We start from the raw sequence: 14124 nt of genomic DNA, 5'->3' as shown, positions 1-14124 counted from the left end.
CCCTACTCAATAAAAAGCCAGTCAATTGACTGGCTTTTTATTCATTCATATAAAGTCGTTTATCAGAAAAAACTCACGGTAAGACCCGACGTAAAGTTGCAAAACATTGTCCTGCTTTTTCATTATTACAAAAGTTAATGGTCGTCGGATTTTTCCATTGTACAAAATACTGAGAAATTTCACCTGACTGGTCTTGCTTATACCCAGAACAGTCTGTTTCATTATTATCGTATTTCACCTGTAACATTAAAACAGGAAGTTGAGCCGCAATATCTCTCGAAGCCTGATAATCATAGATTCCTGTAGACCATTCTTGACCACTTTTAATGAATACGTCGTTATTACTTTTAAAATTATAGTATTCAATACATTTTTTATTATTTGGAATTTCCATTCCCCACAAACCTACAATTTCAGGTCGTGTCATAATACGAATCGTATTGGCACCACGATCTGCCTCATCTTGAGCATCTTGTGTTGCAGTAGAACTTTCATTTGCCATGCTCATTGCTGAACATAACATCAAGATCACTGTAAGATATGCTTTTTTCATATAGTTAATCAGCCATTGCATCCCTGCAAATACGTTATCATATTTTTAAGCAAAACCACCACTTATAACCATTTCACTACAATCTATTTGTATAAAAAAATGCATTTTCATCCTCATGGTACTAGCACTTTCCTCTTCGAAATCTATAGAATGATTTCCGACAGCTTTTAAAATCAAAGCTAATATTGAGTTTACTTTTATTTTCTTCAATTGCTAGAAAATCATAACGCTTAAATTAAGGATGATTATTTGCAAATGCAAATCAGACAACTTATAACTCCTTCAATTCAACAACAATCATATGCTTTTTTAATAATCGCAACCGTAATTTTTGCTTGCTGTCTCATCGGGATATTTACACGCCCAATCACTTTTTTAGCCTTATTATGGCCTGCTAATCCTATATTATTGGGGTTGTTTTTACGATTTCCAAAACTCAATATCCTTGGAGGTTGGTTGGGTGCAATTACCGCCTATCTCCTTGCAGATTTGGTTACGGGTAATTCAATTGAAATTACACTGTATTTAACTATATCAAATTTAATTAGTGTCTCCGTCCCTTTAATTTTGGTTCATCTCACAAAATTGGATTATCGTGACTATAATAAAGGCTTGAGTTTTCTATATTTATTTACCATGTGTACTTTGGGAGGCTGCCTGCTAAGTGCTTTTTTTGCAGTTCAAAGTATCACACATGTACCAAACAGTTTTATGTCTCCAGAACGTTTTTGGACTGAATTTGGCATGTGGTGGACAGGAGAAATTTTTAACTTTGTGACTTTTCTCCCCTTAATTCTTACCTTCCCAGCAAAGAAAGAAAGTCGGCAATGGATTTTTGAACTCTTTACTGAGCCGCTAAAAACCAGTGATATTTTACCTTTTATCGCTATCATCATTTCAGTCGCTTTCACGCACATATTTTTTGGCCCTGGTTCACTACTTTATCCTTTAGCAGCCTTAATTTGGGCAGCACTGAGTTATAGATTATTCTCTGTTGCCTTTATTAATAGTGTCGTCTGCATAGTGACCTATCATAGCTTAACCTACTTTTACTTATCATCGTCATCCAATGCATTCTTAAGCACGACCATATCTATTCGTATTGGGTTATGTATGCTTGGAATTGCACCGCTTATTCTGTGTGCAATTAGCCAAAATCGTCAAAAGCTTTATCATCAAGTCCTCGACTACGCGAATCATGACAGTTTAACAAACACATTAAATCGACGATATTTTCTGGAACAAAGTCAATTATTTATTCAAGAGCCCCATAATAAATCTGTAAGCATTCTCATGATAGATATTGATCACTTTAAGCAAATGAATGATCGATATGGTCATCATGTTGGTGATTTGGTACTACAACAGTTCGCAAAATTAGTAAAACACAAAATTGGGCTTAATGACTTATTCGCACGAATTGGGGGTGAAGAATTCACTGTGTTAACGTTGAATACATCACTCGAAGATGCAATTCAGTTAGCTGAACGCATTCACCATGCCATCGAAACCGCAGTTTTAAATATTGAAAATCAGTTTCAAATTCAGATGACCATTAGCATTGGAATCGCACATCAAAACCTACCTTTATCTGGAACATTACAACAACTGATTGTTCGAGCAGACCAAGCCCTTTATAGTGCAAAAGCACAAGGGCGAAATCAGATTATTATTTCGACTGAATAAAGATAAAACAGTACATCTGGAGTAAAACAATAATGAAGTTTTCGGAATATCAACAGTATGATGGTTTAGGATTAGCTGAACTGGTCGCTAAAAAAGAAGTTCACCCTCATGAGTTGCTACTCACAGCACTGTTAAGAGCTGCGGAAGTCAATCCCAAGTTAAATGCTATTACAATTCCAATGCATGACTATGCTCAAAAACGTTCTCAGCAATCTCTTCAAGGTGCCTTTGCAGGCGTTCCCTTTCTGGTAAAAGATTTATTCCAAGAGTTTAAAGGCTATCCAAGTACCTTTGGCAGTAAAGCATTTAAACGGGCAAATTATATTGCACAAACCAATTCTGAAATTGTCAATCGCTGGGAAAAAGCCGGTATTGTGACTTTTGGTCGAACCAATACACCTGAATTTGGAATAAAAGGCATTACCGAGCCAGAAGCATGGGGAGCCTGCCACAATCCATGGAATTTAAAGCACAATAGCGGCGGTTCTTCCGGTGGTTCTGCTTCTGCTGTTGCTGCTGGAATAGTACCCCTTGCAGGTGCAGGTGATGGTGGCGGTTCTATCCGCATCCCTGCTTCTTATTGTGGCTTGTTTGGTCTAAAGCCTAGTCGAGGTCGAACACCATGGGGACCCCATTTAAGTGAAGCCATGCATGGAGCAGCAATGCAACATGTGTTGACTAAATCGGTACGCGATAGTGCAGCCATGCTGGATGCTACACACGGCTCTGAACTACATTCTCTTTTTTCAATTAAAACACCCGAGCAAAGCTATCTAGATATTATTCAACGCCCACCTAAAAAACTCAAAATTGCCTATAGTGTGAAATCTCCGATAGGAACCAAGGTTTCTAGTGAAGCAGAAGCAGCGATTTTACATACTGCACAGTTACTCGAATCTTTAGGACACATCGTGGTAGAGGCTCAACCACCTATCAATGGCATGTCATTAGCGAAAGACTTTATCACGACTTGGTTTAGCCAGTTCGCTTATACCATTCAAGAAACACGGTCTCGGTTTAATATTCAAAATGATGATTTTGAACTGGATTCATTAGCTTTGGCTGCATTTGGCGAAACGACAACAGCATTACAATATATTCATAACCTTAATAATTGGGGACAATATGCAGCGCAGATGAATCATTTTTTTGAACAATATGATTTATATCTCATTCCATCAACTGCAACAACCGCACCTAAAAATGGTGAAATTAAAACACCTGTCTGGCAAAAACAATTATTAAAAACTCTTCTTAAAATAGGACAAGCGCATCGACTTGCTGAAGGAAGATTTATGGAAAAAATTATTAAAGAAAATCTGAAGTGGGTACCATTCACCCAATTGGCTAACATTACAGGCTTGCCTGCAATGTCCGTTCCAATTTATTGGAACAACAACCAACTTCCTTTAGGCTCACAATTTGTTGCACCTTTCGGACGAGAAGACTGGCTTTTACAATTGGCACAACAATTAGAACAGGCCCAACCTTGGGCAAAAAAATATAGTCAAATTAAGATTTAAGCTCAGCTAAATGGTCTTTCTGTACTTTATTGGGCAATCCCGCAACAAAAATTAAGCCCATAAATACAGAAAGTCCTGCAATCATGAAAACATGTTCACCTGAAATTTCAGTCCAGTACTTACCCGCCAATAAACTACCAGAAGCAACCCCTAATCCCCACATTGTGCTGTACAGTGCTTGTCCACGTCCCTGCTGTCCATACATAAAATTTTCAAAGATAATGCGCATCGCAATCATATGAAAAAGACCAAAACTAAAAGCATGAATCGTTTGAGCAAATAACTGCATCAGAAATATATTCGGGAAAAAGCCGACGATTAACCATCGAACACCTGTGAGTATTAAACACAAGCTCACCAAGAAACGCCACGAGAATGTCTTAAGAAAGATATTCGCAAAAGCAAACATAATAATTTCTGCAATCACACCAATCGCCCATAAAAACCCAATTTCAGTTGTTGAGTAACCAACCTGCTTAAGATAATTACTGTAAAAACTATAAAAAGGTGCGTGTGATAGCAACATAATAAATTCAATAATAAAAAAGGATGCAACCACTGGTTTTTTTATAATCGGTAACAATGGTTCAAGTTTCTTCTGTGATTTAGGTGCACTTTTAGGTTCATAAATAGTAAATGACCATAGAAAAGCTAAAAATGAGATACACAGCAATAGAATGGGTAGCATAGAGATAGGGATTATTTCTAATAATGCGCCTATACAAAATACACCCGTGATAAAACCGATAGATCCCCATTTTCGAACTTTTCCATATAACTCAGCCCTTTTATCTCCCAACCAAAATAATGTCACGCCCTCAAATTGCGCTAAAATTGCATTTTGGAAGAAACTAAAAATTAACATCAGTAAGGCGATCGACTGAAAACTATTTGGTATGAGAAAAATTAAGAACCATATACACGCTTCCATCCAAGTTGCAATTCTAACCAATAACATCCGTTTGCCAGATTTATCAGCCACCCATCCCCATATGAATGGTGCAAAAAAACGAGTGATAATCGCAATAGAAGATAAAACACCAATTTCCTGAAAATTGAAGCCTTGATCTTCTAAATAAAGACTCCAATACGGCATGAATGTCCCAACAATACAATAGTAAAAAAGATAGAAACCACCTAGTTTAGTTGTCATTGGAAGAGATGGTATCAAGGTATTTTCTCATGTATTTACAATGGTTTATAATTTTTTAAAGTTGTATCCCTTCGTACCCACGATGTTTGATTAGTAGACAAATGGTATACAAATCTTTTTCTAGAAAATTATTTCAAAATTTGTATACTTTAAAAAATTTACCATATTTTATCACTTTAAATGATAGATACCCATAGCTCGAAGAAGAATAAGGGACTACTCCTTTTCTAAATTAAATACGCAATGAGATATGGTGAACTACAATATAAAAGAGGACAAATTATTTTAACACCTGAAATAAAAATTATTCATAAGTCTTCACTTAAACATTAACCTTAATTTAAACCAAATCCTGCTTAAGCCGATATTCCCATAATACGAATCATCGGCTTGTTTTGATGACAGATTTGATAAGTACATAAAGATGCATAAATACCCGCTAAATAGCCTATAACATTTCGGGCTTTAGTCGTCACTAGATTGTAAGTCCCTTTGAGCAAGCTGAATAAAGTTTCTATTTTATTATGTTGTTTCAGATGATCTGCTTTTGATCACTGCATAGATTGTATGCTCTTTCGATAAAGCTGTACTCACAATCTCTCCTGACAAATTCATCATTCAATGTAGCTTACAGCCAAAGATCCACCCCATGGAACTTTTTCCACGTGTTGCAATTGCTGCTAGGGATTTATGTCATTGAATCCGCTAATTTTTACAGACAGCTAATGTTGTTGAATCGATCCATAGATAATGGCTTTTATGCTTTTTCATCAAAGTATGATGCAAGGCGTGCAAAGCACGTTGATGTATATTGTATTGATCAGATGAATCATACGTTGGTAACAAAGTTTGAATAAAGGATAATGGTTATACCCCAGCGCTACAAAGAATGCTTTGAAGTTATTAAAATGAGAGCACTTATACCAAACAGCAATGAATATAATTTCAGAAATACTAAGCTGACTAGGGTGATTTCCTAAACGTTGAAAGTTCTGTTTTAGAAATTTCCAATAGATTGATTCAAATTTTAGAAAAAAATCATCAATGACATAGAATAATTGGGTACTATCGAACATAAGGACTAGAGCCGTTGGTTGAGTTACTACACCAAACTCACAACTCTAGTCCTTCTTTTTTTCAAGTCAAATGCTTATCCGCGATTCATGTTAACTAGAAAGCTATAAACCGATTTTCTCAATAAATTTCTTTTGCTCATCCAGATTCTTGAATTTCAACCTTTTTACGCTACCAACATTAAAATGAATTACAACAACAAAAGGAGGTTCACTCTTAATTTCCATATACTGAATTAAATCTGTATTGATGATCACATCATTAACACGAATTAGCATCCAAGCACCACAAGTAAAAAAGTTCCTCTATATTAATAATCATAAAATATGAAATCTAGAGAAATATTATAGATTAATTGAACGATTAGTTCATGATCAACCAACATCAGAAAATTGAAATTAACTTAACAAATTCATAAACTTAAACCATATTAAAAATATTAATACTGTCAATACAAATAAATCATTTTTTGTCTAAAACCTCAAGGGTATAAAAATATACCTATAAGGTATTTAGACTATCAAATGGAACATTTCATCAGTAATTTAAGTGGTGAATAGACTTTAAAATCTAGTAAAAATGTTACTTATATTGCAATCATTAATAATTATTTATTTAAAATCATAGTATTAAACGTAAATTCTGAAACAATAAGACCAAAGTTAGCTTGCTTTGCAAATTGATCATCTTCTTTGAATAATTTTCATCTTTTATTTATTAATATGCAATAAAAAACACCCCCTAACGTTGGTTAGGGGGTGTTTGAATAAATGAGCTGGCGATGACTTACTCTCACATGGGTAACCCCACACTACCATCAGCGCTAAGAGGTTTCACTTCTGAGTTCGGGAAGGGATCAGGTGGTTCACTCTTGCTATTGTCGCCAGCACAACTGTTTATGACTATTCGTTATGGTCTTATTTACACAGCGTGTATGCCTAACTTTCGTCAAATGAGTTATTAACAGGTATATTTGAGTTGGATATTGTATCTAGCTTTATAACTAAATCAAGTTATTTGCAGTGATTTGAACCACAACACCAACTGTTTGGGTGTTGTATAGTCAAGCCTCACGAGCAATTAGTATTGGTCAGCTTCACATATCACTATGCTTCCACATCCAACCTATCAACGTCGTAGTCTTCAACGGCTCTTTAGAGGACATAAAGTCCTAGGGAAATCTTATCTTGAGGTAGGCTTCCCGCTTAGATGCTTTCAGCGGTTATCCCTTCCGAACATAGCTACCCGGCGATGCGACTGGCGTCACAACCGGTACACCAGAGGTTCGTCCACTCTGGTCCTCTCGTACTAGGAGCAGATCCTCTCAAATTTCCAGCGCCCACGGTAGATAGGGACCGAACTGTCTCACGACGTTCTAAACCCAGCTCGCGTACCTCTTTAAATGGCGAACAGCCATACCCTTGGGACCTGCTTCAGCCCCAGGATGAGATGAGCCGACATCGAGGTGCCAAACACCGCCGTCGATATGAACTCTTGGGCGGTATCAGCCTGTTATCCCCAGAGTACCTTTTATCCGTTGAGCGATGGCCCTTCCATACAGAACCACCGGATCACTAAGACCTACTTTCGTACCTGCTCGACTTGTGGGTCTCGCAGTTAAGCGCGCTTTTGCCTTTATACTCTACGCGTGATTTCCGACCACGCTGAGCGCACCTTCGTACTCCTCCGTTACTCTTTAGGAGGAGACCGCCCCAGTCAAACTACCCACCAGACATGGTCCTCGTCCCGGATAACGGGACAGAGTTAGAACCTCAATATTACCAGGGTGGTATTTCAAGGACGGCTCCATTGGAACTAGCGTTCCAACTTCAAAGCCTCCCACCTATCCTACACAAGTAAGATCAAAGTTCAATGTCAAGCTGCAGTAAAGGTTCACGGGGTCTTTCCGTCTAGCCGCGGGTACACCGCATCTTCACGGCGAATTCGATTTCACTGAGTCTCTGCTGGAGACAGCGCCCCCATCATTATGCCATTCGTGCAGGTCGGAACTTACCCGACAAGGAATTTCGCTACCTTAGGACCGTTATAGTTACGGCCGCCGTTTACTGGGGCTTCGATCAAGAGCTTCGCTTACGCTAACCCCATCAATTAACCTTCCAGCACCGGGCAGGCATCACACCCTATACGTCCACTTTCGTGTTTGCAGAGTGCTATGTTTTTAATAAACAGTTGCAGGGGCCTGGTTTCTGTGGCTGCCAATAGCTCATCCCGCGAGGGGAATCACCGTCAGCAGCGTACCTTCTCCCGAAGTTACGGTACCATTTTGCCTAGTTCCTTCAGCAGAGTTCTCTCAAGCGCTTTGGTCTACTCGACCTGACCACCTGTGTCGGTTTCGGGTACGATTCCTGTGTAACTGAAGCTTAGAGACTTTTCCTGGAAGCATGGTATCAGCCACTTCACTGTACAAGTACAGCTTGCTATCAGTTCTCAGCATAGAGTACCCCGGATTTGCCTAAGATACATGCCTACAACCTTTCACCTGGACAACCAACGCCAGGCTGACTTAACCTTCTCCGTCCTCTCATCGCATTACACAGAAGTATTGGAATATTAACCAATTTCCCATCGACTACGCCTCTCGGCCTCGCCTTAGGGGTCGACTCACCCAGCCCCGATTAACGTTGGACTGGAACCCTTGGTCTTTCAGCGTGCGAGTTTTTCACTCGCATTGTCGTTACTCACGTCAGCATTCGCACTTCTGATACCTCCAGCATACTTCTCAATACACCTTCATCGGCTTACAGAACGCTCCCCTACCACTTGCAATAAATTGCAAATCCGCAGCTTCGGCATATAGTTTTAGCCCCGTTACATCTTCCGCGCAGGCCGACTCGACTAGTGAGCTATTACGCTTTCTTTAAAGGGTGGCTGCTTCTAAGCCAACCTCCTAGCTGTCTATGCCTTCCCACATCGTTTCCCACTTAACTATAATTTTGGGGCCTTAGCTGGCGGTCTGGATTGTTTTCCTCTTGACTACGGACGTTAGCACCCGCAGTCTGTCTCCCGGATAGTACTCATAGGTATTCGGAGTTTGCATCGGTTTGGTAAGTCGGGATGACCCCCTAGCCGAAACAGTGCTCTACCCCCTATGGTATTCGTCCGAGGCGCTACCTAAATAGCTTTCGGGGAGAACCAGCTATCACCAGGCTTGATTAGCCTTTCACCCCTATCCACAAGTCATCCCCTGGCTTTTCAACGACAGTGGGTTCGGTCCTCCAGTTAGTGTTACCCAACCTTCAACCTGCTCATGGATAGATCGCCTGGTTTCGGGTCTACACCCAGCAACTAAACGCCCTATTAAGACTCGATTTCTCTACGGCTCCCCTATTCGGTTAACCTTGCTACTGAATGTAAGTCGCTGACCCATTATACAAAAGGTACGCAGTCACCGAACTAGTCGGCTCCCACTGCTTGTATGCATGCGGTTTCAGGATCTATTTCACTCCCCTCACAGGGGTTCTTTTCGCCTTTCCCTCACGGTACTGGTTCACTATCGGTCAGTCAGGAGTATTTAGCCTTGGAGGATGGTCCCCCCATATTCAGACAAGGTTTCACGTGCCTCGCCCTACTCGACATCATCATATCAGCCCTTTCGTGTACAGGACTATCACCCACTATGGTTGCACTTCCCAGAGCATTCCACTAAAACTGATATGACTTAATGGGCTTTTCCCCGTTCGCTCGCCGCTACTAAGGGAATCTCAATTGATTTCTTTTCCTAAGGGTACTGAGATGTTTCACTTCCCCTCGTTCGCCTTGCAACACTATGTATTCATGTTGCAATACCTACCTTATAGTAGGTGGGTTTCCCCATTCAGAAATCTCCGGATCACAGGATATTTGCCGCCTCCCCGGAGCTTATCGCAGGCTATTACGTCTTTCATCGCCTCTGACTGCCAAGGCATCCACCACATGCACTTAATTACTTGACTATACAACCCCAAACAGTCGTAGCACCTACAAGTAGTACTAGGACAGATCGATTGCTCGATCATACAGTTTGTTGTTCTGTGTACTTAAACACGGTACAGCTTCAATTCAATTCACATACCAAAACGCTTGATTCAGTTAATTTCGCTAGTAACTCATTTAATCACTTCATAGTTGCCTATGTCGTTTTCAACGAGTATGAACAAATTATTTCAACTCAAATATATTCTGTTAATGATTTTTCCAGCCTTCGTCAGGTCAGGAAACTGTGATAAATCACAGAAGTTAATAAAACAAGATCTTCCAATCTCTATTCACTAATTTCTATAATCTAACTACTTAGCTTATATATTGATATTCAATATATGGTGGAGACTAGGAGAGTCGAACTCCTGACCTCCTGCGTGCAAAGCAGGCGCTCTACCAACTAAGCTAAGTCCCCAGCTTATCAATAAGTTAATGTCTCTGTTTTTCTGTATTCAGCATTTCTTCAAATGCTTCGTTAGTCAGATTTGGTGGGTCTGACAAGACTTGAACTTGTGACCCCACGCTTATCAAGCGTGTGCTCTAACCAACTGAGCTACAGACCCTCAGATACATCGTCATGAAGAACAACTTGTTGTGGATTCTTACCAATCGTCAATCTTTCGTTAAGGAGGTGATCCAGCCGCAGGTTCCCCTACGGCTACCTTGTTACGACTTCACCCCAGTCATCGGCCACACCGTGGTAAGCGTCCTCCTTACGGTTAGACTACCTACTTCTGGTGCAACAAACTCCCATGGTGTGACGGGCGGTGTGTACAAGGCCCGGGAACGTATTCACCGCGGCATTCTGATCCGCGATTACTAGCGATTCCGACTTCATGGAGTCGAGTTGCAGACTCCAATCCGGACTACGATCGGCTTTTTGAGATTAGCATCCTATCGCTAGGTAGCAACCCTTTGTACCGACCATTGTAGCACGTGTGTAGCCCTGGTCGTAAGGGCCATGATGACTTGACGTCGTCCCCGCCTTCCTCCAGTTTGTCACTGGCAGTATCCTTAAAGTTCCCACCCGAAGTGCTGGCAAATAAGGAAAAGGGTTGCGCTCGTTGCGGGACTTAACCCAACATCTCACGACACGAGCTGACGACAGCCATGCAGCACCTGTATGTAAGTTCCCGAAGGCACCAATCCATCTCTGGAAAGTTCTTACTATGTCAAGACCAGGTAAGGTTCTTCGCGTTGCATCGAATTAAACCACATGCTCCACCGCTTGTGCGGGCCCCCGTCAATTCATTTGAGTTTTAGTCTTGCGACCGTACTCCCCAGGCGGTCTACTTATCGCGTTAGCTGCGCCACTAAAGCCTCAAAGGCCCCAACGGCTAGTAGACATCGTTTACGGCATGGACTACCAGGGTATCTAATCCTGTTTGCTCCCCATGCTTTCGTACCTCAGCGTCAGTATTAGGCCAGATGGCTGCCTTCGCCATCGGTATTCCTCCAGATCTCTACGCATTTCACCGCTACACCTGGAATTCTACCATCCTCTCCCATACTCTAGCTGACCAGTATCGAATGCAATTCCTAAGTTAAGCTCAGGGATTTCACATCCGACTTAATCAGCCGCCTACGCACGCTTTACGCCCAGTAAATCCGATTAACGCTCGCACCCTCTGTATTACCGCGGCTGCTGGCACAGAGTTAGCCGGTGCTTATTCTGCGAGTAACGTCCACTATCCAGTAGTATTAGTACTAGTAGCCTCCTCCTCGCTTAAAGTGCTTTACAACCAAAAGGCCTTCTTCACACACGCGGCATGGCTGGATCAGGGTTCCCCCCATTGTCCAATATTCCCCACTGCTGCCTCCCGTAGGAGTCTGGGCCGTGTCTCAGTCCCAGTGTGGCGGATCATCCTCTCAGACCCGCTACAGATCGTCGCCTTGGTAGGCCTTTACCCCACCAACTAGCTAATCCGACTTAGGCTCATCTATTAGCGCAAGGTCCGAAGATCCCCTGCTTTCCCCCGTAGGGCGTATGCGGTATTAGCATTCCTTTCGGAATGTTGTCCCCCACTAATAGGCAGATTCCTAAGCATTACTCACCCGTCCGCCGCTAAGTGATTGTGCAAGCACAACCACTCCGCTCGACTTGCATGTGTTAAGCCTGCCGCCAGCGTTCAATCTGAGCCATGATCAAACTCTTCAGTTTAAAATCAGTAGTACCTATAAGGGTACCAATCTTGGCTCATCAATTTTCTGACAAATATTTCTCAAATAAACTTCGAGTAATTTCTACCATCAATCAATGAAAATAATTTCGATCAATCAATCAGTAAAAATCCACACAAGTTGTTCTTCATAATCTCTTAATGATCTTTCTAACACCTCGTCAGTGCTAGAAGCTGGACTTCAATAAACTTAACAACTCAGCGCTTCGCGCTTCGTTCGTTTCCGTCTATCTCGTCGGTATGGAGTGCATTCTATAGAGTTTTGGTATGAGTGCAAGCACTTTTAACTAATAATCGCGGAATACGCTACCAAGCGATTAGTAATTAATCAAACCGACCATTTAAAACACTAAATTTAGCATCAGAGCGCATTTTTACAGATTGCTATACAAAAAAACTCAGTACACATACATATACTGAGTTCATTTATATTGAAAATAGCTTAGTTTGTTTGTTCAGCCACCCAACCCATGAATTTTTGTCGTTCTACTTTATTTGCTTTTTTCCATAGTTCAATTAATTGTTGATCTACAGTGATAGCATTTGACTTGGTATTTGTCGCAACTTGTGGTGTCGAAGGCTGTGCATATACAGCTGGCGGCTGATTGGCAGGCGTAGAATTCTTTTGTGTTAAATCTAATGCCCCACCAAACATGCTACGGCTTAACCATGGTTTTTGTTCTGTATTTGCACCAGTTTGCTGAACCAAAATTTGTTGCTTTTTATCTAAAAGCGCGATTGTAGGTTGCTGTGCGTATTTTTTTGCATCTTCAAATGTTTTTGGTGCATTGATTAAAGCCAGTTGATAAGTTTCATTGTCTTGAAGGCTTGGGGTTTTTAAAGTAACAACACCTGATTTAACGATATCATGCTCACCAGACATATGTTCAAAATACTGAATGTAGCGAACGCTAATGTCTGAACTACCCGCATCTAATTTATAGGCATTATTTTCTGAACGGAATAACCCTGTATTCACTTCTTGATCATTTACCGCAAGAATCTTGATTGCTTCTGGAGCTGTGATTGTAACCGCAGAAAATACTGAACTACTCACCATTAAAGCCGCTGTAGCAAATGTTAAACGTAAAGCCATTTTGCCTTCTCTTGATTCATTGTTAAATTTTAGTTGCACTATGCAAGTTATAAATGACAATTTTATGACAAAGTCATTTTTGAAATGCAACCGATTTCTTTAACTTATTTTTATATGCTTTACACAATAGATGATATTGGCATTTGGTCGAGAGGAACGTCCGAATGTACATCTTGTATATACTTAAATATAGAGCTTTGATCATTTAACGATACCGCAATCATCAATGTAGATGACTGCGGTAAAGGCTTTTAGTTAAATGTTTTAAAGCGAATGTTATCGTCTAAATATGTTTTCTCACCAGCCGGTGCTTCGATTGAACCCAACACCAATTGCGCTCGTAGCTTCCAATGGCTTGGAATGTCATAAGTTGCTGCAACTTCAGCATCGATCACAGGATTATAGTGCTGTAAGGATGCACCAATATTATGTTCAGCTAATATTGTCCAAACCGCATGTTGGGCAATTGCTGATGAATGCTCTGACCATACAGGGAAGTTATCTGCATATAGTGCAAATTGCTCTTGCAATGATTTCACAACATCTTGATCTTCATAAAAAAGAACAGTAGCGTAACCCGCAGAAAAACTGTCTATTTTTTTACTTGTATTTTCGAATGCTTCTGCTGGAACCATTTTACGTAAGGTTTCACGTACAATTTCCCAGAACTTATGGTGTGATTGACCAAACAAGCTAACAACGCGTGAAGTTTGAGAGTTGAAAGCTGATGGGCTTTCACGTACAGCATCTTTAATAAGCTGCTCAACTTCAGCTTGCTCCAACTTTACATTTTTTCCAATTGCGTAAATTGTACGGCGTTTTTTCATATGATCCAAGAATGCCATTATTTTTTCCTCATTCATTTGTTCGTTTAAATAGAG

At 40.6% G+C, this 14124-nt stretch carries 6 protein-coding genes, 2 tRNA genes, 3 rRNA genes and 1 pseudogene; 2 read left to right on the top strand and 10 right to left on the bottom strand.

Going from position 1 to position 14124, the window contains the following annotated elements:
• Positions 1 to 73 precede the first annotated feature (73 nt).
• The gene (locus M5E07_RS07730; protein WP_252223478.1) at positions 74 to 574 is read right to left on the bottom strand and encodes a hypothetical protein; all 501 of its coding nucleotides are present in this window, start codon (positions 572 to 574) and stop codon (positions 74 to 76) included.
• Between the two features lie 435 nt (positions 575 to 1009).
• Between M5E07_RS07730 and M5E07_RS07725 the strand changes: the two genes are divergently transcribed.
• Both M5E07_RS07725 and M5E07_RS07720 read left to right on the top strand, forming a co-directional pair.
• A complete protein-coding gene (locus M5E07_RS07725; RefSeq protein WP_350464056.1) occupies positions 1010 to 2239 on the top strand; it encodes a GGDEF domain-containing protein in 1230 nt (409 codons plus the stop codon).
• Positions 2240 to 2271: 32 nt separating this feature from the next.
• Positions 2272 to 3762 (top strand): amidase, encoded by a 1491-nt coding sequence (locus M5E07_RS07720; RefSeq protein WP_252223476.1) that lies wholly within the window; start codon positions 2272 to 2274, stop codon positions 3760 to 3762.
• Here the strand turns inward: M5E07_RS07720 and M5E07_RS07715 are convergent.
• From M5E07_RS07715 to M5E07_RS07675, 9 genes and pseudogenes are all read right to left on the bottom strand, one after another.
• Positions 3752 to 4915: an MFS transporter gene (locus M5E07_RS07715; protein WP_434087808.1), complete on the bottom strand. Its 1164-nt coding sequence runs from the start codon at positions 4913 to 4915 to the stop codon at positions 3752 to 3754. The two genes, M5E07_RS07720 and M5E07_RS07715, sit on opposite strands and share 11 nt — an antisense overlap.
• A gap of 356 nt (positions 4916 to 5271) precedes the next feature.
• Positions 5272 to 5991: pseudogene (locus M5E07_RS07710) on the bottom strand (transposase).
• Between the two features lie 771 nt (positions 5992 to 6762).
• Positions 6763 to 6877, bottom strand: a 5S ribosomal RNA gene (gene rrf / locus M5E07_RS07705).
• Between the two features lie 171 nt (positions 6878 to 7048).
• Positions 7049 to 9942: ribosomal RNA gene (locus tag M5E07_RS07700) — 23S ribosomal RNA — on the bottom strand.
• A gap of 364 nt (positions 9943 to 10306) precedes the next feature.
• Positions 10307 to 10382, bottom strand: a tRNA-Ala gene (locus tag M5E07_RS07695).
• Between the two features lie 71 nt (positions 10383 to 10453).
• Positions 10454 to 10530: transfer RNA gene (locus tag M5E07_RS07690), tRNA-Ile, on the bottom strand.
• A gap of 61 nt (positions 10531 to 10591) precedes the next feature.
• Positions 10592 to 12128, bottom strand: a 16S ribosomal RNA gene (locus M5E07_RS07685).
• The 16S, 23S and 5S rRNA genes sit together here with 2 tRNA genes alongside, the layout of an rRNA operon.
• A 461-nt stretch (positions 12129 to 12589) precedes the next feature.
• A complete protein-coding gene (locus tag M5E07_RS07680; RefSeq protein ID WP_252223474.1) occupies positions 12590 to 13243 on the bottom strand; it encodes a DUF2057 family protein in 654 nt (217 codons plus the stop codon).
• Between the two features lie 251 nt (positions 13244 to 13494).
• Positions 13495 to 14088 (bottom strand): nitroreductase family protein, encoded by a 594-nt coding sequence (locus M5E07_RS07675; RefSeq protein ID WP_116760779.1) that lies wholly within the window; start codon positions 14086 to 14088, stop codon positions 13495 to 13497.
• Positions 14089 to 14124 lie beyond the last annotated feature (36 nt).

Source organism: Acinetobacter tibetensis, from assembly GCF_023824315.1.
Taxonomy (GTDB): Bacteria; Pseudomonadota; Gammaproteobacteria; order Pseudomonadales; family Moraxellaceae; genus Acinetobacter; species Acinetobacter tibetensis.
Note: the sequence above shows the minus strand (reverse complement) of the source record. Positions and strands in the feature narration are given on the sequence as shown.

Excerpts from the sequence above, each read along its gene's own strand:
- M5E07_RS07730 (WP_252223478.1), bottom strand. The coding sequence starts at position 574 with ATGCAATGGCTGATTAACTATATGAAAAAAGCATATCTTACAGTGATC.
- M5E07_RS07720 (WP_252223476.1), top strand. The coding sequence starts at position 2,272 with ATGAAGTTTTCGGAATATCAACAGTATGATGGTTTAGGATTAGCTGAA.
- M5E07_RS07715 (WP_434087808.1), bottom strand. The coding sequence starts at position 4,915 with ATGACAACTAAACTAGGTGGTTTCTATCTTTTTTACTATTGTATTGTT.
- M5E07_RS07680 (WP_252223474.1), bottom strand. The coding sequence starts at position 13,243 with ATGGCTTTACGTTTAACATTTGCTACAGCGGCTTTAATGGTGAGTAGT.
- M5E07_RS07675 (WP_116760779.1), bottom strand. The coding sequence starts at position 14,088 with ATGGCATTCTTGGATCATATGAAAAAACGCCGTACAATTTACGCAATT.